The 20824-nt window shown below is 69.7% G+C and carries 16 protein-coding genes; 6 read left to right on the forward strand and 10 right to left on the reverse strand.

Going from position 1 to position 20824, the window contains the following annotated elements:
• Positions 1–63: 63 nt before the first annotated feature.
• From TSO221_RS22595 to TSO221_RS35595, 4 genes are all read right to left on the reverse strand, one after another.
• Complete coding sequence (locus TSO221_RS22595) at positions 64–2148, reverse strand: carbohydrate-binding domain-containing protein (RefSeq protein ID WP_109120780.1); 2085 nt, start codon at positions 2146–2148, stop codon at positions 64–66.
• A 452-nt stretch (positions 2149–2600) separates the two neighbouring features.
• Positions 2601–3089, reverse strand: coding sequence for a hypothetical protein (locus TSO221_RS22600; protein WP_109120781.1), 489 nt, complete (start codon positions 3087–3089; stop codon positions 2601–2603).
• Between the two features lie 124 nt (positions 3090–3213).
• The gene (locus TSO221_RS22605) at positions 3214–3918 is read right to left on the reverse strand and encodes a WbqC family protein (RefSeq protein ID WP_158284178.1); all 705 of its coding nucleotides are present in this window, start codon (positions 3916–3918) and stop codon (positions 3214–3216) included.
• Positions 3919–3962: 44 nt separating this feature from the next.
• The gene (locus TSO221_RS35595; RefSeq protein ID WP_158284179.1) at positions 3963–4766 is read right to left on the reverse strand and encodes a hypothetical protein; all 804 of its coding nucleotides are present in this window, start codon (positions 4764–4766) and stop codon (positions 3963–3965) included.
• 476 nt (positions 4767–5242) lie between these two features.
• On the opposite strand from TSO221_RS35595, the gene TSO221_RS22610 reads away from it, so the two are divergent.
• The 3 genes from TSO221_RS22610 (at position 5243) to TSO221_RS22620 (ending at position 8466) form a co-directional block, all read left to right on the forward strand.
• Positions 5243–6355, forward strand: coding sequence for a GNAT family N-acetyltransferase (locus TSO221_RS22610; protein WP_158284180.1), 1113 nt, complete (start codon positions 5243–5245; stop codon positions 6353–6355).
• Between the two features lie 70 nt (positions 6356–6425).
• Positions 6426–7625 carry an ATP-grasp domain-containing protein gene (locus TSO221_RS22615; protein WP_109120784.1) on the forward strand — a complete coding sequence of 400 codons (1200 nt, stop codon included), beginning with the start codon at positions 6426–6428 and terminating at the stop codon, positions 7623–7625.
• 148 nt (positions 7626–7773) lie between these two features.
• A complete protein-coding gene (locus tag TSO221_RS22620) occupies positions 7774–8466 on the forward strand; it encodes a class I SAM-dependent methyltransferase (protein ID WP_158284181.1) in 693 nt (230 codons plus the stop codon).
• Positions 8467–8517: 51 nt separating this feature from the next.
• Here the strand turns inward: TSO221_RS22620 and TSO221_RS22625 are convergent, their stop codons facing one another.
• A complete protein-coding gene (locus TSO221_RS22625; RefSeq protein WP_199229580.1) occupies positions 8518–9633 on the reverse strand; it encodes a DegT/DnrJ/EryC1/StrS family aminotransferase in 1116 nt (371 codons plus the stop codon).
• A complete protein-coding gene (locus TSO221_RS22630) occupies positions 9630–10715 on the reverse strand; it encodes a Gfo/Idh/MocA family oxidoreductase (protein ID WP_109120786.1) in 1086 nt (361 codons plus the stop codon). The genes TSO221_RS22625 and TSO221_RS22630 overlap by 4 nt, the downstream gene beginning before the upstream one ends.
• 242 nt (positions 10716–10957) lie before the next feature.
• Here TSO221_RS22630 and TSO221_RS22635 point away from each other — a divergent pair, with 242 nt between their 5' ends.
• Complete coding sequence (locus TSO221_RS22635) at positions 10958–12322, forward strand: oligosaccharide flippase family protein (protein WP_158284182.1); 1365 nt, start codon at positions 10958–10960, stop codon at positions 12320–12322.
• Positions 12304–13596: a hypothetical protein gene (locus tag TSO221_RS22640; protein ID WP_109120788.1), complete on the forward strand. Its 1293-nt coding sequence runs from the start codon at positions 12304–12306 to the stop codon at positions 13594–13596. Before TSO221_RS22635 ends, TSO221_RS22640 begins: the two co-directional genes overlap by 19 nt.
• On the opposite strand, the gene TSO221_RS22645 is transcribed toward TSO221_RS22640, so the two are convergent.
• The 3 genes from TSO221_RS22645 to TSO221_RS22655 are packed head-to-tail and all read right to left on the reverse strand — an operon-like array spanning position 13564 to position 16800.
• The gene (locus TSO221_RS22645; RefSeq protein ID WP_109120789.1) at positions 13564–14352 is read right to left on the reverse strand and encodes a hypothetical protein; all 789 of its coding nucleotides are present in this window, start codon (positions 14350–14352) and stop codon (positions 13564–13566) included. The genes TSO221_RS22640 and TSO221_RS22645 overlap by 33 nt on opposite strands.
• A gap of 28 nt (positions 14353–14380) precedes the next feature.
• Complete coding sequence (locus tag TSO221_RS22650) at positions 14381–15490, reverse strand: right-handed parallel beta-helix repeat-containing protein (protein ID WP_109120790.1); 1110 nt, start codon at positions 15488–15490, stop codon at positions 14381–14383.
• Entirely contained in the window at positions 15487–16800 is a 1314-nt protein-coding gene (locus TSO221_RS22655) for an O-antigen ligase family protein (RefSeq protein WP_109120791.1), read from the reverse strand. The genes TSO221_RS22650 and TSO221_RS22655 overlap by 4 nt, the downstream gene beginning before the upstream one ends.
• 277 nt (positions 16801–17077) lie before the next feature.
• Here TSO221_RS22655 and TSO221_RS22660 point away from each other — a divergent pair, with 277 nt between their 5' ends.
• Positions 17078–18283, forward strand: a complete 1206-nt coding sequence (locus TSO221_RS22660; RefSeq protein ID WP_109120792.1) for a glycosyltransferase family 4 protein — start codon at positions 17078–17080, stop codon at positions 18281–18283.
• A 258-nt stretch (positions 18284–18541) separates the two neighbouring features.
• Here the strand turns inward: TSO221_RS22660 and TSO221_RS22665 are convergent, their stop codons facing one another.
• Positions 18542–20809, reverse strand: a complete 2268-nt coding sequence (locus TSO221_RS22665; RefSeq protein ID WP_158284183.1) for a polysaccharide biosynthesis tyrosine autokinase — start codon at positions 20807–20809, stop codon at positions 18542–18544.
• Positions 20810–20824 lie beyond the last annotated feature (15 nt).

Raw genomic sequence — 20824 nt, forward strand, 5'->3', positions numbered from 1 at the left:
GGGCGGTGCCCGCGGGACGGCGCTTTTCGCCGCCCCGGCGGATACCAGTCGTCAGCGCCGTCGTCAGTGAGTGTAGACGCTGTCCACGTGCAGCGGATCCACGACCAGCGTGTGCGTGGCGTCCACCGCCGCCAACTCGAACGACGCGGCCGAGGCGGTGGCCGTGGTCGTCGCCGCCGCGGTCGGGGCGGACTGCGCGACCAGATGGTCGTAGACGTCGAGCTGGGCTGCGGCGGCAGCGGCGGCCGGCGCCGGGAAGTAGGACTTGTCGGCGTTCACCACCAGCGTGCCGTCCCACCACATGCCCGACTGGCCGGCAACCACGTCCTGCCCGTCCAGCGCGTACTTGTCGTAGGTCACGATCGACGCCGTCGGCGCCACCGCCTTGCCGTTGATGGTGATCTGGTTGACGATCAGGTTGCGGTCCTGGCCGTTGATCGTGGCGTCGTTGTCGAACTGCACCTGCACCTTGTGCGCCTGGTCGGTGGTGACGCTGGAGGCGAAGGTGAAGTCCTTGGCCGTGGCGCCGGCAGTGCCCTCGCCCACCTTCTGGCCGTCGATCAGCAGGTTGAAGTGGGCGTTGACGCCGTCCGCCGCGGTGCCCTGCGCGTTCACCGTGATGGTCGAATCGGTGGCGGCCGGGACGGCAGCGGCCTTGGCGGCCGGGAAGTAGCTGGCCGGCAGGTTGGCCACCAGCGTGCCGTTCCACCACATGCCCTGCTGGCCGGCGACCACGTCCCTGCCGTCCAGCGCCCCCTTGTCGTAGGTGACCATGCTGCTGGTCGGGCCGAACGACTGGCCGTTCACCGTGAACTTGTTGACGTACAGGTCGCGGGAGCCGGAGTCGTTGTCGTACTGCACCTGCACCTTGTGGCCGACGCCCAGCGTGGCGGTGGTGGTGAAGGCGTAGTCCTTGGCGGTGGAGCTGGTCGTGGCCTCGCCGATCTTCACGCCGTCGACCAGCACGTTGAAGTGCGCGTTCGCGCCCTTGGTCGTGGAGCCGTTCGCGTTGATCACGATGCTGGAGGTGGTGGGCGTCGGCGTGGGGGTCGGGGTCGGCGTGGGGGTCGGGGTGGGAGTCGGCGTGGGAGTCGGCGTGGTGGTGGTCGCGTGGTACTCGTAGGCGCCGATGTCCACCGCACCCTCGCGGGCGGTGCCGCTCAGGTCGTAGGTCGGCGCGCTGGTCGAGGTGCCCGCGTTGATCGCCGGCGAGCCGGCCGCCAGATGGTAGTCGCCGCCGCCGGTGGCGACGTAGTTCACGAACTTCGGATCGGCGCTGATCGTGCCGGTGGCCGTGCCGTTCTTCAGGATCCAGTTGGTGCCGTTGCCGTACACCAGATTGTTGGAATAGGTGTTGTGCGTGCCGACCTCGCCGTAGGTCTCCAGACCCTTGGTGTTGGCGTACAGGATGTTGTTGGACACCTGCGTGTAGTCGTTCGGCCCGCTGGTCTTGTAGTGGTCGCCGGCGCCGATCATGATGCCCGCGCCGTTCGCCTCGAAGATCGTGTTGTTGACGATCTTCAGGTTGGTCGCGTCGTGCCAGGTGGTCACGCCGTCGCCGACGATCTGGTAGACGAGGTTGCCCTTCACCTCGCCGCTGGTCGCCATGTAGACGCCGTGGATCAGGCTGCTGCTCTGGTTGGCCATCCCGATGTTGTAGACGGTGTTGTTGAGCATCTTGATGTTCGAGCCACCGTAGTAGCCGTCGCCCATGATGCCGGCGCCGCCCTGGCCGGTGTTGGCGGCGCTCCAGGCGGTGGAGTCGCGCACGATGTCGTGCACCTTCATGTTCTGCACCACCGAGTTGGAGCCGGTGGTGTAGACGCCGAACAGCCAGCGGGTGCCGGCGGTCTGGCCGGAGCCGTCGATCTCGAAGCCGTCGATGGTGACGTTGGAGCCGCGGTTGTCCCAGGCCTCGATGCGGCCGTTGCTGGAACCGGGGACGATCTTGGCGCCCCACTTCACGTCGGAGACGTAGGTCACGCCGCTCGTCGTCGTCTGGAAGCCGCCCTGGTAGGTGCCGGGCGCGACGTGCACGGTGGAGCCGGACGAGGCGGCCTGCGAGGCCTTCAGAATGGTGCGGAAGGGCGAAGCCTGGGTGCCGGCGTTGCTGTCGGAACCGGTCGTCGAGACGTAGAAATCAGCCATAGCTCAAGTGTTCCTTTGCTGAAAGGGGCTCGCGGCGGACGCAAGGCCCCGATCGGGAGCGCAAGGGCATCCCGATGAGAGCGCCCTCTCGGGCGCATCCGGTTGTGGGTATGGAGGGCGGGTGCCCCGGTCCCGGCTGCTTCGCTCCGGGATCCCCGGCCGGCGCGTCAGGGCTGCGTCAGGGCAGCCGGCCGACGGGCGGCGGGGACAGTATGATCAGGCGAGTCCAGATCCGGTGCGCATGGCCGGCATCTCCATGGTGTTGGTCCCACGGGAACCGCGGATCGTTGCTGCGGCTCCGTTCGTGGTACGACCATAGTCCGAGGGCATGGGGCGAAAGTCGGACAAATTAGAGAGACATTTTAGGTAACTTGTCGCAATCTCGCCGCGCGTTGCGGCGGCGCCACACTCACCTGGCCCGAAGGCCTATGACGACGGGCAGGAGGCGGGGGTCAGGAGGCGGGGGTCAGGAGGCGGGAACGCGCGTGCGCGTGTTCGGCGGTACGCGCACGCTCTAGCTCGATGCGGGTGCGTGCGGCGACACGCATCAGGCGGTCGGTGGCGTCGATCAGCTGGTCGTAGCTGTCCGGCGAGCTTTCCGTAAGAAAGGAATCGAACACCGCGAGAAAAGACGCGATCTCGCTGCTGACCCGCCGGCGCAGATCCGGGTCGATGCCGGCCGCGGCGGGCGGTTCGGCGCGGGCCGGCGTCTCGGTGGGGCGGCCTTCCGGCCGCGGCGCGCGGCCCGGCGGCGGAGCGGCGGGCACCGGCCGATCGTCGTCGGCTGCGGCGGCCGGGCGGTTCACGATGTAGCGGATGGCTGGGCCGGTGCAGCCATAGTCACGGGCGATGCTCGCCAGCGACTCCCCACCCGCGTAGCGGGCGCGGATCGCCGGCCATTCCTGGTGGGGGATCTTCCCCTTTTCCCGTAGATTTGCCATGTTCGCGAGCCCAGGGCGGATGCAGCCTTCGCCGGGGCGGCGGCCACCCCGGATCCGTCCGCGCCCTTTTCCTCAGATAACATGGAACCTCTTATTATTCCACGCTTTCTTGCCCCGCTCCGGCTCAGCCGGCGGCGACGGCCTCGTGGAGACCTTCGTAGGTCAGCTGCTGCACGGCGCCGGGGCCGAGGTTGAACAGCGCGTCGAGGACGCTCAGGCCGGACACGAATCCGCCCTGGTGCTGCGGGTAAGGGCGCGGCTTGTACGCGCGCACGCACAGGTCAAGCCCGGCCGCCGCGAACTTCTCCGGGTGCTGGTAGTTCTGCCCACCGGCGCCGGAGACGTAGGTGTCGCCGCCCACCGCCTTGACCAGCTCGATCAGCCGGTCGTCGCTGGACTGCGACACGCCGAAGGCGCTGGACAGCTCGAACCGGCAGGACAGGCCGAGATAGCCGGCGATCAGCGTCACCGCATTCATGTTGAACGGTGCGAGCCCCTCGGTCGGAAAACCGTAGATCGCCTCCACCAGTTCCATCACGGGGGCGAAGAACGGCGCCTTGCGGTAGGTGTGGAACAGCGTCGCCTGATGCTTGCGGCGCCAGTCCTCGTCGGCGAAGCGGACGTCCTTGATGAGCTGCCGCTCCTCCCGCCGGATCGGCGCCGACAGCCAGGCGCCGTCGGGCGGGGCGTGGACCCGGCTGCGGTGGACGTAACTGCGCCCCTGCGGCAGTTGCACGTCGTCGAGGAAGATGAAGACGTCCGCGCTGGCCAGCTTCGCGAAATAGCCGAGCCACGGGATGTAGTTCGGCTGGTGCGCAGCAACTTTCATGGCTGGACGATGCTCCCCTGTGGATCCCCTGCGGATCGTCGTAATCAGATGCGGAACCGCCGCTCCTCCCCCCCGAGCAGGGCGGCGAACACCTTGGGAAAGTTCCGGGTCATGTAGCGGCGCAGCTGGTCGGTGCGCCGGTCGCTGAGGCGTTGCCAGAACTCGGCGACGGACTCCACCTCGCACCACCATTCAGGATGCAGGAGGAGTTGCAGGTGCGGCCGGCCCTCGTCCAGCCACCCCATCAGGGTGTCGTGGAAGGCGAGGCTGCGGCGCGAGTCCGACAGGTAGGAACCGGCGTCGAAGATGCGGTCGTCGTAGGCGTTGACGAAGGCGCCGTACCGGCGCCCCAGCACCTCAGGCGAGGGCCGGTGGAAGCTGACGGCGCGATCCATCGGCACGATGCGGCGGGTCACCCAGTCGAAGGTGTCGGCGATCGCCCGCTCGTCGGCGCCGATCAGCAGCTCGTCGATGTGCAGGCCGACGCAGTGCCCCATGGCGCGCAGGCGGGCGACGATGTCCAGCGTTTCCGGGACGAAGAAGGAATAGGTCTCGGCGTTGAGCTGGAAGAAGAAGTTCCCGCGCACGCCGTGCTCGTGCTCGATCTCGCCCAGGCGCAGCGCCATCGGCGTGGAGATGTCGACGTCGTGCCGAAGGTAGAACACCCGCCCGCCGGCCATCCCGAACGGCTCATCGATGCGGGCGAAGCCATAGCCGCGCTCCAGCGCCCGGGTCAGGATGACGCGGAAGGTCGGTTCGCCGAACCGCGGCCGCACGCCGGCATCCGCCAGCCCGCCCATCAGTGCCGCGGCGGGCGAAAACGCGTGGCTCTCGTTCATGTCCTTCATCGCACCCCCGTCTTATCGAAAAATGCGGGCCACACGAACGGCGCCAGCGCGTTCGACTGAACCTATTATCCACGGCAGGCTCGGACAAGAAGAGAAAAAGATGGATATCAAAATGCACGCCCCCACACCATAAGAAAGGCGGGATCAAGCGAAGGCGAGGGAGGCGGCGGGCCCGCAGCCCGGCTCCTCGCCTGGGCAGGGCCCAAAGACATCGGCTATATCATTGAAAATTATTAGTTATTCTTGGGGAGACGGTCCTGTTGCAGCGTCGACGGGGGCGGAGGAAGGACGCATTACCAAAGCAGAGTACCACGTCCACCACCTTCCTTCGCGGCGGGAATGTTGAGAAGATCGCCCCAAATTAAGAAAACATAACACCAGCCGCAGCTGGCCGGCGAGGATCGCCCCTAACGCCGGACCGGCGCGATAGCGCGCGGCTGGTGCCACTGTGGTCTGACGCCAAAGGAGGCCATGACGTGTCGTTCAGCGTGTCCCTCACTCGGCACGCGCCGGGGGCCAAGCCCGGCGCGACGGGTGTGTCGTGCTACCTCAACGAAATCCCCTCCTTCGCCGGCGCCGAGCTGTCGCGGCTGTACGGCCACATCCATTCTTCGCCGGCGTTCTTCGAGACGTCGCGGCCGACGGACAACGTCAGCACCTATGTCGCCCACGCCGACGGCGAGATCTCCGCCGTTCTCGTCTTCCGCCTTGCGGACGGCGTGGCGGACGTGCTGAACGAGTTCATCGTCATCGACGCGCAGGAGGTGTGCCGGTTCGCCGACTGCATCTTCGCCACGTTTCCCGCGACGCGGGCGATCCGCTTCCAGGCCGTGCAGACCGACGCGTCGGCGCTGCCCTACCCGGTCCAGCTCCACAATTCCAAGGAGAACTGGATCATCACGCTGCCGGCCAGCGCCGCCGCGTACACGGCGGGCCTGGGCAAGGCGACGCGCGGGAAGATCAAGCGCTGCACCAGGAAGGTCGCCCGCGACCTGCCCACCTACGGCTACGAGTTCCGCGAGCGCGAGGCCATCCGCGAGGAGGATGTCCGCGAGCTGATCCGGCTCAACCAGGCGCGCATCGCCTCGAAGGGAAAGCTGTTCGGCATCGACGAGGCGGAGACCCGGCGCATCCTGCGCATGGCCCGGCGCTGCGGCGTGATGAACCTGACACGCGTGGACGGCCGGCTGTGCGCCGGCATGATCACCTACCACATCGGCGAGGACTTCCTGACCGAGGTGATCGCGCACGACCCGGCCTACAACGACTACAGCCTCGGCCAGCTCTGCTACCACACCACCGTCTGCGAGAGCATCGCGCGCGGCGCCAGGCGCTTCCACCTGGGCGGCGGGCGCGAAGAGTACAAGGCGCGGATGCTCGGCGTGCGGCAGGACGTGGACCGGCTGGTCATCCACCGCTCGGCCACGCACATGGCGCTGAACGCGCCGCTGGTGGTCCGCACCGCCGCCGCCGGCCGGGCGCGCCGGGCGAAGGTGTGGATGCTGACCAACCCGGACAGCCGGATCACGCGCGCCGTCCTCACCACTCTCACCATCCTCGCCGGCCTCCGGCGTCCGCAGGGGCGCTGAGATCCGCTCACGCGCCGGCACCGCCACGAACCGGAGCCAAGAACCGGGGCCACGAACCAGGGGAACCTGCATGAACCACCACATCGGGACTTCACCGGACGGCCTGCCGCTGGCGTGCGTCATGGGCAGCATGGACCTCCTGCGGCCGCTCGCCCTGGCCGGCTACCCCTGCGCGGCGCTCGGCCGTACGGACAGCCCGACGCTCGCGTCCCGGTACGCCCGGACCACGCTCTCCTGGGATGCCGCCACCGAGCCCGAGGCGCTGGTCGACAAGCTGGTGGCCTTCGGCCTGCGGCAGGACCAGCCGCCGGTGCTGTTCTATGAGGAGGATTCAAAGCTCCTCATGATCTCCCGCTACCGCAGCCATCTGGCGCGGGCGTTCCGCTTCGTGGTCGCGGACGCCGGGCTGGTCGAGGACCTGGTGGACAAGTCGCGCTTCCGCCTGCTGGCCGAGCGCCTGAACCTGCCGGTGCCGAAGACCCGCCTGCTGCGCCCCGCGGCCATGGACGAGGCGCCGGACCTCGACCTGAGCTTTCCCATCATCATCAAGCCAACCCGCCGCACCCGGGCGTGGCTGGCGTTGGGCGAGGCCGGCAAGGCGCACCAGGTCGACAGCCCGGCCGGGCTGCGCGCGCTGTGGCCCCACCTCGCCTCCGGCGGGCAGGACCTGCTGGCGCAGGAGATGATCCCCGGCCCGGAATCCTGCATCGAGAGCTACCACGTGTTCGTTGACCGCTGGGGGGACATCGCCGGCGAGTTCACCGGCCGCAAGATCCGCACCTATCCCGAGGCCTACGGCCACACCACGGCGCTGACCATCACCGACGAGGCGGACGTGACGGCGCTCGGCCGCGACCTGACGCGCCGGCTCGACCTGCGCGGCGTCGCCAAGTTCGACTTCAAGCGCGCGCCGGACGGTTCGCTGCACCTGCTGGAGGTCAACCCGCGCTTCAACCTCTGGCATCTGGCCGGCGCGCTGGCCGGGGTCAACCTGCCGGCGCTGGTCTACGCCGACCTGCTCGGCTTGCCGCGCCCGGTGACGCGGCGCGCGCGGGCCGGCGTGGAGTGGTGCCACATGGTGAACGACTTCGCCGCGATCCGCGCCTCCGGCACGCCGCTGGCGGCCTGGGCGCTGTGGGCGCTGCGCTGCGACGGCAAGTCGGCGATGGCCTGGGACGACCCGATGCCGGTGCTGCGCGGCGCCTGGCGGCTGTTCGCCGCACGGCGGACGGCGGCGCGCGGCACGACGGCGACCCCCGCGCGGGGGTGACGCAACAAGGCCCCTCCCCCCTCGTGGGGAAGGGGCTTCTCAACACAGCGAAACGGCTGTGACGGCAGATGCGCCAAGCCCCTCCACGCCACCGGCGTGGGGGTTTTGGCGTTTGCCGGGCGCATAACGAAAAATGGGAATCAACGACATGAAATTTGCCCTGAAGGCACTTGCCCATTACGCTGAGAGCGTACGGGCGAACGGGTTGCGCGGCACGCTGGAGAACGCCGCGGCCCTGATGGATGATCTGCGTTTCGACCGCATCCACGGCACCGAGACGGCGCAGGACGTATCGCTCGATGCGCTGGCGGTCCGCGGCCGCAACAAGCACCTGGGCATCGGGTACACGCCGACGCGGGTGCGCGCGTTCCACAAGCTGATGGCGCACCTCAAGCCGCCCTTGGGCGGCGTGTTCGTCGATTTCGGCTGCGGCAAGGGCCGCATCCTGTGCGCCGCCGCGGCCTACCCGTTCCGCCGCATCGTCGGCATCGAATTCGCGCCGGAACTCGCCGCCATCTGCCGGACCAACGTCACCGTCTACAGCCGGTCCGCCAATCCATCGGCCGACATCGTCATCATCGAAGGCGACGCCGCCGAGTACCGCTTCACCGGCGACGAGGAGGTGATCTTCCTGTTCAACCCGTTCCGCCCGGCGGTGATGGCGGTGGTGCTGGGCAACCTGCACCGCTCGTTGCGCGTGCGCCACCGCGTCGTCCAGCTGATCGTCTCCAACCCCGCCGGGCTGGCGCCGGTGCTGGCAAAGGACGCGCTCCTTCGGAAGACCGACGAATACGCCTACGGCAGCTCACGGTTCTTCATCTATTCGAACGCCCCATCATGAAAAGAAAAGGCCCTCTCCCGCAGGAGAAGGGCCTTTGCCAGGGATGGAGCCCTATTCCCGCAGGACGGCCAACACCTGATCGCAGGCGTACTCGGCCTCCTCGTCGGTGATCTCGCCGCAGATCGGCAGGCTGAGAATGCGCGCGGCCGCCCGTTCCGCATTCGGCAGCGCCTCGCCGCCCAGGTAACGGAAGGCCGGCTGCCGGTGCAGCGGGCACGGGTAATGCACGCCGGTCTCGACACCCAGCGCCGCCAGCGCCGCGGCGGTCTTCTGCTGGTCGTCCACCTCGATGACGTAGAGGTGGTAGACGGACTCCGCCCCCTCCGGCGCCTCGATCACCTTGACGCCGGCCGGCTTCAGCCGGCTGTCGTAGTAGGCGGCGACGCGCCGGCGACGCTCGGTCCAGCCGCGCAGATGCGGCAGCTTCACCGACAGCAGCGCCGCCTGCAACCCATCCAGGCGCTGGTTGTAGCCGACGATGTCGTGCTCGTACTTCGACAGGCGGCCGTGGTCGGCGAGCTTGCGGATGCGCTCGGCGAGCCGTGCGTCGCCGGTCGCCACCGCCCCGGCGTCGCCGAGCGCGCCCAGGTTCTTGCCGGGGAAGAAGCTGAAGCTGCCGGCATGGCCGATGCTGCCCACCATGCGCCCCTTGCAGGTGGCGAGGTGCGCCTGCGCGCAGTCCTCGATCACCACGAGATCATGGGCCCCGGCGAGGTCGAGGATCGCGTCCATATCCGCCGGCGTGCCGTAGATGTGCACGGGGATGATCGCCCGCGTGCGCGGCGTGATGCGCCGTTCGGCGTCCCTGGGGTCGAGGGTGTAGGTGTCCGGGTCGATGTCGCAGAACACCGGCGTGGCGCCGACATGGCACACCGCCTCGCCGGTGGCGATGAAGGTGTGGGAGGGGACGATCACCTCGTCGCCCGGCCCGACGCCCGCCGCCTCCAGCGCCAGCGCCACCGCGGCGGTGCCGTTGGCGCAGCCGACGATGTGCGGTGCCCCGATGGCCTCCGCGAACGCCGTCTCGAACGCCGTCACGTGCGGCCCCTTGATGAAGCCGCGCGAGTCCAGCACCGCCTCGAACGCGGCCACGAGGTCGGGGCGCAGCCGCTCGATCTGGCGGGCGAGGTTGACGAAGGGGATCTTCTGGAGCGTGGTCAGGCTCACGGGTGCACTCCAAGCTGGGGCATCAGGCCGAGGGGGGAGACCTGGGGCCGGAAGCGCATCCGGACCTCCTGGTTGGTGGCGATGGATTCGTAGATGGCCGACAGCAGGTAGAGCGACTTGTAGCCCTCCAGCCCGTCCACCAGCGCGCGGCCGCCGTTGTCCAGGCTGTCCACCACGTTGTTCAGGTAATGCTTGTGGCCGAAGCCGTAGACGTCCGGCGGCGTCTCGCGGCACTCGCGCAGGATGGCCTCGTCCTCGGGGCCCTGGTCGACGAACTGCCAGGTCTTCATCTCGTTGACGGCGAAACCGCCGATCTCGACCGTGCCGCGCTCGCCGAGGATGGAGATGGAGCCCTCCAGGTCCTTCGGCCGGGTCGCCGTGGTCGCCTCGACGACGCCGAGCGCCCCGCTGGCGAACTTGATCAGCGCGACGCCGGTGTCCTCCGCCTCGATGTCGACCAGCGCGGTGCGCGCCTTGGCGAACACCGTCTCCGGCTCGCCCAGCAGCCATTCCAGCAGATCCACGTGGTGGCTCGCCTGGTTGGCGAAGACGCCGCCGTCGAGCGCCCAGGTGCCGCGCCACTTCGCCTGGTCGTAGTAGGACTGCGGCCGGCACCAGCGCACCCGCACCGTGCCCATGACGATCTTGCCGAAGCGGCCCTGCTCCAGCGCCTGGCGCAGGCGGACGACGGGCAAGTTGAAGCGGTTCTGCTTGACGACGAACAGCTTGACGTTGGCGGCGTCGCAGGCGCGGATCATCGCCTCGGCGTCGGCCAGCGTCAGCGCCATCGGCTTCTCGACCACGATGTGCTTGCCGTACTTGGCGAGGTCGATGGTGTGGCGGGCGTGGTTGCCGCTCTCGGTGAGCACGCTGACCACGTCGATCCTGTCGCCCATCGCCCGCATCATCTCATGGTGGTCGGCGAAGGCCGGGACGCCGTATTCCTTGGCGAAGAGCTGGCGGCGGGATTCGTCGATCTCCGCCACGGCGGCCAGGGTCGCCCCGTTGATCTGCCCTTGCGACAGCAGATCGGCGTGCCGCTTGGCGATGCGCCCGCAGCCGACCAAAGCAAATGCCGTCATCCGCATTCCCTCCCAGTGCGTGATAGCGGCCGATGCTATTATGTTTTTTATCGTCAGAAACAAAAGAAGCCGGAGTAAGAGACCACGCAGAAGGGGTGCCCCGGCCCGACGGAGGGAGAGGTACGAATGGCCGTATAGATGCGATCCTGGTCGGGGTAGCCCCTCGTGGCGCCTTCCGCCGTCCGATTTCGGCGTGGCATCCTGCCCGCCGCTCTCTGGCTCTGGGCAGGACGACGAAAAGGATGCCGCAGGTGAACACGCTGGCGAACGGGACGGCGCGGCTGTTCGGCGCCGTCCGGCGCAACGGGTCGTTCATCGGCCGCGTCACCGGCGACGTGATGCGGATCTCCGGCGCGGTGGGCCTGGGGCAGGCGCTGGCCTTCCTGGCGGCGCCTTTGCTCACCCGCCTGTACGGGCCGGAGGCGTTCGGCCACTTCGCCATCCTCGGCGCGCTGGTCAACCTCCTGCTGCCCTGGGCGCTGCTGCGCTTCAACTGGGCGCTGCCGCTGCCGCAGGAGGACGCGGAGGCCCGCGACCTGCTGGCGCTGTGCCTGCTGATCGTCCTCGGCGCGGCGCCGCTGTTCGCGGTGATCGGCGTGTTGGCGCAGCCGTGGCTGGCCGGCTGGCTGTCGATGTCGGTGCTGGACGTCGTGCTGGTGGCGGTCGCGCTGGCGGTCACCGCGCTGCACGAGATCGCCATGAGCTGGCTGGTCCGCCACAAGGATTTCGCGGTGGTCGCGCAGGCGCGCTTCGTCACGCTGGTCGGCGTGGTCGGCTGCCAGATCCTGCTGGCGGTGCGGCATACGGACGCCACCAGCCTGCTGCTCGGCTACATCGGCGGCTACTCCCTGGGCATGCTGCGCGGCGCGTGGCACGCGCGGGCCGACGTCGCGGCGTCCTTGCGCGCCCTGGCTCCCGCCCGGCTGCGCGCCGTGGCCGGGGAGTACCGCCGCTTCCCGCTGGTCGCCACGCCGTCCAGCATGGTCAGCGCGGTCAGCGCCCAGGCGCCCAATCTCGTCATGCCGTCGCTGTACGGGCTGGCGGTGAACGGGCAGCTGTCGCTGGCGGGGCGCGTGCTGTGGCAGCCCACCGCCTTCGTCGGGCAGGCGGTCAACCAGGTCTTCTGGGGCAACGCCGCCCGCCTGCAGCACGAGGACCCGCGGCGGCTGTGGCTGCTGTTCCTGATCCTCAACGCCGGGCTGCTCGCCGCCATGGCGCCGGCGCTGGTGCTGGTGTGGTGGGGGCCGGAGCTGTTCGGCTGGATCTTCGGCGCGGCCTGGGCGACGGCCGGTGAGTACGCCGGAGTGCTGGTGCTGGGCAGTTTCGTCGGCCTCGCCGCGCACGGCACCGAGAGCCTGCACATCTACGGCCGCAACCACTGGATGGCGGCGTGGGAGGTGATGCGGCTGGCCTTCATCGCCGGGGCGCTGGTGCTGTCCTGGTGGCTGGAACTGTCGCCGCTCGCCTGCATCGGCGCGCTGACGGTGGGCGGCGTGCTGGCCAACCTGTCGCTGCTCGCCCTCAACGCCCTGGCCATCCTGCGGCTGCGCGCGAGGCACGGGCAGGACGAGTTGAAGGAACCAACCCGATGCGCGCCGGCTTCCTGACCGTCGACATCACGCCGGCCCGCCCCGCCCCGCTGGCCGGCTTCGCGGCGCGGACGCGCGCCTTCACCGGGATCGACGCGCCGCTGGAGGCGAATCTCGCCGGCTTCGTCGACGGCGGCGGCCAGCGCGTGGTGCTGGCCAGCCTCGACACGCTGTTCGTCGGCGCCGCCACGCACGCCGCCATCGCCGCGGCGGCGGGACTGGCGCCGGAGCGGCTGGTGCTGGTCGCCACCCACACCCACAACGCGCCCTCCCTGGCGCCGGAGGTGCCGCAGCTCGGCGCGCTCGACCCGGCCTACCGCGACATGGTGGTGCGGTGCGTCGCCGACGCCATCCGCCGGCTGCCGGCCGAGCCGGTCTCCGCCGGCGCCGCGGAGCGCTTGGCACCCTACAACGTCAACCGCCGCAAACCGGCCTGGGTGCTCGATTACCCGGCGCTCCGCCACGAGCGGCGCCTGCGCTTCGGGCGGGAGATCGCGCTGGCCCCGTATCGCAAGGGAATCGTCGACCGGACGCTGCGCTGCATCGTGCTGCGCGACGACGCTGGGGCGGTGCGCGCCGTCGTCTGGTCCTTCGCCTGCCACGCCAACCGCTACCCGCGCATGGACCGGGTGTCGCCGGACTTCCCCGGCCTCGTGCGCGGCCATCTGCGCGCGCGGTTCGGCGCCGGTTGCGCGGTGCTCTACCTGCCGGGCTTCGCCGGGTCGGCCATCGCCGACATTCCGGTCCCGGTCCCGCGCACGGTGAACGAGGTCCTGCGCATCGCCCTGCCCTTCAACCCCTACATCCCCTGGTTCACGCCGGACGGCTTCCGCGCCTGGGGCGACAGGCTTGCCGCCACCGCCGTCGCCTGCGCCGAGGCGGCGCGACCGGCGGAGGCGGACCTGGAACACCGCCACCTCCGCTCCGCACCGATCTTCCACGGCACGCCGGAGATCGCGTTGGACATGGTGAGCCTGGACTTCGGCCCGGCCTGCGGAATCGTCGCCATGACCGGCGAGGTGATCGGCGAGTGGGGGCCGATCCTGGCGCCGCGCCTGCCGCCGGGGCGGATCGCCACCGGCTACCTCGCCGGCCCGTGCCTGTACGTGCCGACCGACGCGGCGGTGCGGGCGGGCGGCTACGAGGCCGACCGCTTCCGCACCCTGTTCGACCTGGACGGAACGTTCATCCCCGACCTCGACCGCACCGTCGGCCGGGCCGTCGCCGAGCTGCTGGCGGACCGGCCCGGTGCCGCCGACCTACAGCCCGCCCGACAGGAGCGGCTTGCCTGACGACACCGCCGCCGCCGCGGACGCGCGGGCGGCGCGGTTGCGGATGACGGTGCCGTACACCGCGCGCTCGCGGAAGCCGAACAGGCGCAGCAGCGCCGAATCCACCGCGTGGATGGCGTCGTTGACCGCCTCCAGCGCCTCCACGTCGCGGCGCAGCGCGAAGCGGGCGGCGCCGACGTTCAGGAAGCCGAAGCCATGCGTCTCGTGCTCGTAGCCGGCCAGCACCTCGCCCAGGTCCTCGCGCCGGAAATAGGTCCAGCGGTTGCGGCCGGCGCCCAGCAGGCTGTTCAGCTTGGCGACGGGGCCGACATGGCCATTGTCGAAGGTCAGCACCACGCCATCCTCGCTCAGGTGCCCGACGAGGCCGCGGACGATGGAGCGCATCTTCGCCACGTCGCCGGCGCGACAGATGCCGCCCAGCACCGACTTCAGCACGATGATGTCGTACGTGCCGGTGAAGTCGTGGATGTCCACCTCGCGCAGCGTGATGCCGGTGATGCCGTACTTCTCCGACACGGTCCGCAGCCGGCCGGTCTCGATGGCGTGGTGCGCCTGCCCGTAGTAGGAGCAGGTCACCTCCGCCCCCAGCACGGCGAACACCGGGGCGAGGCAGGAATACTTGCCGGCGCCGATCTCCAGGACCCGCTTGCCGCTCAGGTCGCCCGGCAGCGCCGACAGCGCAAAGGAGACGGCGTCGGCCCAGGTCCGCCGGTTCCAGCCGCAGCAGTCTTCGATGAGCGGACGGATGTCGTTCATGGTCCCTCCGGACGTGAATGGGGGAGGCTCAAGGCACGGCGGCGGACGTCTTGGCTGTGGTCGAGCGCTCGTAGGCGCCGATGTCGATACCCCGGTTCTGCGGCCGCGCCACGCCCTCCAGATCGGTGGCGGGCGCCGCGGCCAACGTGCCGGCGTCGATGGCCGGCGAGCCGGGCGCGAGCCGGTAGTCGCCGCCGCCGAGCCGGTCGTAGCGCACGAACTGCGGGTCGGCGGCCACCGTCGCCTCCGCCCGACCGACGCGCAGCCGCCAGTCGGTCCGGTTGCCGTAGACGAGGTTGTGCGTGTAGGCGTTCCGCGGGCCGACCGCCCCGCCCTCCTCGATGCCCTTGGCGTTGTCGTAGACGAGGTTGTTGGAGATGCGCGATCCGTCGTGCGGCCCCGTGCGCTTGTAGAAGTCGCCGGCGCCGACCAGGATCCCGGCGCCGCGCGCCTGGAACACCGTGTTGTTGAGGATCCTCACCTCGGTGGCGTCGTGCCACGTGCTGACGCCGTCGCCGACCACCTGGTAGATCAGGTTGTTCAGCACCGCCCCGCGCGTCGCCAGGTAGACGCCGTGCACCAGGTTGCTTCTCACCTCGGCCGGGCCGATGTTGTAGACGGTGTTGCCGGCTATGGTGATGTCCAGGCCGCCGTAGTAGCTGTCGCCCATGATCCCGGCGCCGCCCTGGTTGCCCGTGTTGGCGGCGCGCATGGCCGCGGCGTCGCGGGCGATGTCGTGCACCTTCGTGTTGCGCACCACCGAGCGTGAGCCGGTGGTGTAGACGCCGTACAGCCAGGGCGTGCCGCCCCGGTACGCACCGCCGTCGATCTCGAACCCGTCGATCACCACGTCGGCGCCGCGGTTGTCCCAGGCCTCCTGCTTGCGGCTGTCGGCCGGCGGCACGATGCGCGCCGCGCCGGGAACCTCCGAGAGGTAGACGATCGGCGCCTCCACGGTGCCGCTGGCGGCGGTCTGGAAGCCGCCCTCGTAGGTCCCGGGCGCCACGTGCACGACGGTGCCCGGCTTGGCCAACTGAGCGGCGCGGGCGATGCTGCGCACAGGCCGCTCGGCGGTGCCGGGATTGGCGTCCGCCCCGGCGGCGGAGACGTAGAGGTGGAAGGCCAGCTCGGCGATCATCGGACGTACACCGGTTTCAGCGCCTGCGGCTTGCTCCGCCCGATGCAGAGCGCCAGGGCGATCAGCGTGAAGTACATGCGGTTGTCGCCGAGATAGCCTTCGACGCTCGCGTGCGAGACGATCTCGGTGAGGAACTTCAGCGCGATCATCATCTCGATCCACGAGGAGTCCGGGTTCCGGATGGCGCGCAGGCAGGCGAACAGCGCGATGATCTGCAGCGCCACGAAGGGCACCGTCCCGACCAGCCCCATCTCCATCAGGGTCTCAAGCAGCAGGTTGTGCGGGTAGTCGAGGGTGGGGAGCTGGACGCGGAACTCGCCGAGGCCCCAGCCGAACAACGGCAGCTCCAGCCAGCGCCGGAACGCCAGGTCGCGCCCCTCGGCGCGGATGTCCAGCGAATAGGTCGCCTCGTTGGAGATCTGCCCGGACAGGCGCTCCAGTGTGTAGAGCTGCTCCGACGCCTCGCTGAAACCTTTGACCGCCACCAGAGCGGCATAGCCGGCCCAGGCCATGACGGCGAGCACCACCAGCAGCAGGACGAGCCGCTGGAAGCCGCCGCCGTCCCGCCGCCGGCCGATCACCAGCATCGCGCCGGCCAGCGGCACGGCGAGCGCCGAGAACACCAGCGAGCCGCGCGCGCCGATCAGCATCAGCAGGAACAGCCCCGCCACCGCCACCGCCAGCGCCGGCACCAGCCATTTCCGCGGCCCGAAGACCACCATCGCCAGCGCGCCGAAGAACATCCAGCCGGCGTGCGCGCCGTATTCCAGGTAGTTGTTGCCGCGGATGCGGCCGGTGTTCTCCAGCTCCCACATGCTGATGCCGACGACCCAGCGGTGGAAGGCGTAGTAGGCCATCAGCGCGACGCTGAAGCCGATCAGCAGCCGCACCAGCCGGTCGCGCCGCTCCGGGTCCTGCACCAGGATCCTGGCTATGAAGTAGGCGCTGGTGCTGGCCAGCACGAAGCGCCACGCCTTGTCGATGTTCTTCGGCTCCAGGCTGGACCAGAACACGCTGACGATGCCCAGCGCCACGAAGCCCATCACCAACAGGTCGGCGGCGTCCAGCGGCAGCAGCCGCATCTCGCGCGCGCCCACCTTGTGGATGATCAGGCCCAGCGTCAGCGCGAAGAACAGCATCGTCGGATCGACGGGCAGGAACTCGAACTCCGGCAGCGCCTTGTAGCGTCCGGCGGTCAGGTACAGCATGAAGCACATCTCGATCGACAGCAGGTCGTCGAGGAAAGCGGGCAGCGGGCCGGCACGGCGCTGGAGGCCATAGGTCCGATCGAGCTGCGCGTGCATCGTCATATCCGCTCCCGCCTCGTCGCCGGTTGGGCACAGCGGGCGATGTTATCTTATCGACGACGGTCGGTAAACGCACCATAAGAGCGAAGAAGGGGTGGCCGCGCGGCGCCGCCGCCGTGCCTCCAAAGAGGGAAAATCCGGCCCGACTGCGCGTGCACCTGCTCTTTTTGCGCGGTTCCTCGCAGATTTTTGCAGCTGTACGTTAAGATAACACAACAGCACCCGGAGCACTCCGAATCTGTTCACGCTCCGGCTCCGCCATGATGGGGGAAACGATCTCATGCCTGACAGCCATTCGCCGCCGGATCGCGTCAAGGTCGTCCACCTGACCTCGACGCACCTGGCCGACGACGCCCGCATCTTCGCCAAGGAGTGTTCGGGCCTCGCGCGGGCCGGCTACGACGTGTCGCTGGTGATCCCCGACAACCGCTGCCTCACCGACGATGGCCGCCCGGTGCGCCGGCAGGAGGTGGACATCGTGGCGCTGAAGCGCCGCCCGGGCCTCGTCGGGCGGCTGCTCCGGACGACGTCGGCGGTGGTCGCCGCCGGGCTGCGGCTGAAGGGCGACGTCTACCACTTCCACGACCCGGAGCTGATCCCCGCCGGGCTGCTGCTGCGCCTGCTCGGCAAGCGGGTGATCTACGACGTGCACGAGGACCTGCCGCGCGACATCCTGACCCGCACCTGGATCCCCAAGCCGTTGCGCCCGCCGATCGCCGCGGTGGCGGAGGCGGTGGAGTGGCTGGCCGGGCGCACCATGTCCGGCGTGGTGGCGGCAACGCCGACCATCACCAAGCGCTTCCCCAAGCACAAGACGGCGCTGGTGCAGAACTTCGCGCTGTTCACCGAGTTCAAGGGCGACGGCGACCCGCCCTTCGCCGAGCGGCGCGGCGTCGCCTTCGCCGGCACCATCTGCGCCGACCGCTGCGCGGTGGAGATGGTGGACGCCATGGCCCGGGTCGCCGACCCGCGGGCGAAGATGCTGCTGGCCGGCGGCGTCGAGACGGCGGCGCTGAAGCGCGCCATGGAGGCCTCGCCCGGCTGGCCGCGGGTCGAGTTCCGCGGCCGGGTGGACCGCGCCGGAGTGCAGAAGCTGCTCGGCGAGTCACGGGTCGGGCTGGCGCTGTACTACCCGACGCAGAACTACATCGACACCCAGCCGGTCAAGCTCTACGAGTACATGGCGGCCGGGATCCCGGTGATCACCGCCGACTTCCCCTACCACCGTGGCCTCATCGAGACGCACCGCTGCGGCCTGTGCGTGAACTGCACCGACCCCGACGCCATCGCCCAGGCCATCCAGTGGATGTTCGACCATCCGGAGGAGGCCGAGGCCATGGGCCGCCGCGGCCGCGAGGCGGTGAAGGCGCACTTCAACTGGGCCAACGAAGAGGCCCGGCTGATGCAGCTTTACGACCGCGTGGGGCCGGCGTACGGGATGTTGCAGCCCGGCATGATGCGCAGCGAGATGGACGGGCGGCCGTAGCACCCGCGGTCTTTTTCAGAAAAGCCCCTCTCCGTCGTGGAGAGGGGCTTTTTTCGTGCCCGTCACCTGCACTTTCCCGGCTCGTCATGCCCGGGCTTGTCCCGGGCATCCACGCACTCGAACGTCCACAAAGCTTCAGGTCGTGGATGGCCGGGACAAGCCCGGCCATGACGTCGATGACACAAATTTGGTGGAAGCCCACGAAAAAGGGAGCGGCGCCCGGCACCGCTCCCCCAATTCCGTCCGGCCGTGCCGCCGTCAGTGCGTGTAGTACTTCCGGAACCCCGAGGAGAAGATCTCGGAGTCCGAGTAGCCGTAGACGCTGTACTTCCTGCCGTCCACCTGCGACAGCACGATGCCGTCCACCGGCACGCTGTCGTCGGACAGGCGTTGCAGGGCGCTGACCAGCGTCGACACCTGGGTGGACTTCCAGCGCACCATCATCAGCGTGCGGTCGGCCAGCCGCGCCAGGATGTGCGCGTCGCACACCGCCAGCACCGGCGGCGAGTCGAGGATCACCGTGTCGTAGGTGATCGCCAGGTGGCCGATCAGCTCCTGCATGCGCAACGACGACAGCACGTCGGCCGAGGCGCCGCGGCAATGCCCGGCGGCGATGACGTCGCAGCCCGAGACCTCGTCGCGCTGCACCACCTCGTCCAGCCCCAGTCCCTCCTGGATGAACTCGGCCAGCCCGCGGTTGCGGCGCAGGCCGAGCACCTTGTGCATGGTCGGCGCCCGCAGGTCGGCGTCGATCAGCATCACCCGCCGGCCGGACAGCGCCAGCATGCGGGCCAGCGAGGAGGCCGCGGTGCTCTTGCCCTCGCCCGACACCGAGGAGGTGACCAGCAGCACCTTCACCGGCGCCGGCCCGGCCGCCCCGGCTCTCAAGGCGATGGTGCGCAGGTGCTCCAGATAGGCCGAATCGCTGCCCTCCACCACCGACTGGGCGGGCGAGCGGCGGCGGCGGCGCGTCACCGGCAGCGTGCCCAGCACGCGCAGCGGCGTGATGGAGCGCAGCTGCGAGGTGCTCTGGATGGTGTGGTCGGCGCGCTCCAGCATCACCGCCAGCACGCCACCGCCGCCGGCCGCCAGCACCACCGCGGTCGCCATGATGGCGAGCACCGGCGGGTGGCTGGGGAAGCGCGGCACCACCGCCTGCGAGATCACCTGGGTGTCGGCGCCCTGGTTGCGCAGGTAGTCGATCTGCGCGTTGGCGTTGTTGAGCCGCTGGGTGAGCTGCGGCATCAGCGTGCGCTTGGCCTCGACCTCGCGCTCCAGCACCGCGATGTCCACCTCGGACTCGCTGGCGCGGGCCATCTGCGCCTTCAGCTGGTCCATCTGCTGGCGCAGGCCCGCCTCGTTGGCCTTGGCGATGGCGACGGCATTGTGGCGGGCGTTCTGGATCTTGCCGACCTCCTCGGCGATCTTGCCGCGGATGTCGCGCAGCTCGGAGCGCGCGGCGATCAGCTGCGGGTGCTGGTCGTTGTAGCGCAGCTGCAGCTGGGCGACGCGGCTGGACGCCCCGGCCGCCGCCTCCTGCAGCCGCTGGATCAGCGGCGAGCCCAGCACCTGCGCCGCCGAGCCGGCGTCGCCGCCGCGCACCGACTGCGCCTGGGCGAACTCCGCCTCGGCGCGCACGCGCTCGCCGGCGGCGGCGGTGAGCTGGCGGCCCAGGTCGGCCATGCGGTCGTTGAGCGCCTTCATGCTGGCGTCGGAATGGATGCCCAGCGCCAGACGCCGCTCATCGACCTTGCGCTCGGCGTCCTGGATCTCCTTGTTGAGGTCGGCGACCTCCTGCGTCAGGTTGCGGGCCAGCACTTCGGCGCCCGTCAGCTCCTGGTCGCGCTTGCGGATGATGAACTGCTCGGCCACCGTGTTGGCGATTAGCGCCGCGCGCTGCTTGTCCTCGGACAGGAAGCGGATGCCGATCACGCGCGAGGCGTCGCTGGACGACGTCTCCAGCCGGCGCAGGAAACGGTTGATGATCTCGTCGCGCAGGCGCTCGTCGCTCAGCTCCCCGTCACGCCAGCTGGTGTCGGTCTTGCGCATCGAGTCCGGCAGGTACTCCAGCACCGGCCCGAGCCAGCCCAAGACCGTGGTGCGGATCTCGTCGGCGATCGCCTGGGTGCGCGACGGCGGGCGCAGGGTCGGGTTGAACTCCGGCAGCTTGTCGAGCTGGAGGCGGTCGACCACCACCTCGGCCACCCCGCGCGAGCGGACGATGGCGATGTAGTTCTTGCGCGCCGTCTCCTCCGACGGAAGCATGGTGCCCTGCTGGGTCGTCGCCCCGACCAGCGTCAGTTCGCGCGGGTTGAACATGATGCCGGCCTCCGCCTCGTACAGCGGGGTCATCAGCCGGGTAACCGCCAGCGCCGCCGCCGTGGCGCCGACGACCAGCACGGCGATCAGCACTTTGCGGCGCTTCAGGGCCGCGACGGCGTCCGTCTCGCCGGTGGGGGCGCTTCCTTCCTTGACGTGCGGCACCGTCTCCCGAACGCCGGCGTGCACGATCTCATATTGATCCATACCCATTCCCTTTCA

The sequence above is a fragment of the Azospirillum sp. TSO22-1 genome, from assembly GCF_003116015.1.
Lineage (GTDB): Bacteria > Pseudomonadota > Alphaproteobacteria > Azospirillales > Azospirillaceae > Azospirillum.

Coding starts and splice junctions, on each gene's coding strand:
- TSO221_RS22595 (WP_109120780.1), bottom strand. CDS start 2,148: ATGGCTGATTTCTACGTCTCGACGACCGGTTCCGACAGCAACGCCGGC.
- TSO221_RS22600 (WP_109120781.1), bottom strand. CDS start 3,089: ATGGCAAATCTACGGGAAAAGGGGAAGATCCCCCACCAGGAATGGCCG.
- TSO221_RS22605 (WP_158284178.1), bottom strand. CDS start 3,918: ATGAAAGTTGCTGCGCACCAGCCGAACTACATCCCGTGGCTCGGCTAT.
- TSO221_RS35595 (WP_158284179.1), bottom strand. CDS start 4,766: ATGAAGGACATGAACGAGAGCCACGCGTTTTCGCCCGCCGCGGCACTG.
- TSO221_RS22615 (WP_109120784.1), top strand. CDS start 6,426: ATGAACCACCACATCGGGACTTCACCGGACGGCCTGCCGCTGGCGTGC.
- TSO221_RS22620 (WP_158284181.1), top strand. CDS start 7,774: ATGAAATTTGCCCTGAAGGCACTTGCCCATTACGCTGAGAGCGTACGG.
- TSO221_RS22630 (WP_109120786.1), bottom strand. CDS start 10,715: ATGACGGCATTTGCTTTGGTCGGCTGCGGGCGCATCGCCAAGCGGCAC.
- TSO221_RS22635 (WP_158284182.1), top strand. CDS start 10,958: ATGCCGCAGGTGAACACGCTGGCGAACGGGACGGCGCGGCTGTTCGGC.
- TSO221_RS22640 (WP_109120788.1), top strand. CDS start 12,304: ATGCGCGCCGGCTTCCTGACCGTCGACATCACGCCGGCCCGCCCCGCC.
- TSO221_RS22645 (WP_109120789.1), bottom strand. CDS start 14,352: ATGAACGACATCCGTCCGCTCATCGAAGACTGCTGCGGCTGGAACCGG.
- TSO221_RS22650 (WP_109120790.1), bottom strand. CDS start 15,490: ATGATCGCCGAGCTGGCCTTCCACCTCTACGTCTCCGCCGCCGGGGCG.
- TSO221_RS22655 (WP_109120791.1), bottom strand. CDS start 16,800: ATGACGATGCACGCGCAGCTCGATCGGACCTATGGCCTCCAGCGCCGT.
- TSO221_RS22660 (WP_109120792.1), top strand. CDS start 17,078: ATGCCTGACAGCCATTCGCCGCCGGATCGCGTCAAGGTCGTCCACCTG.
- TSO221_RS22665 (WP_158284183.1), bottom strand. CDS start 20,809: ATGGATCAATATGAGATCGTGCACGCCGGCGTTCGGGAGACGGTGCCG.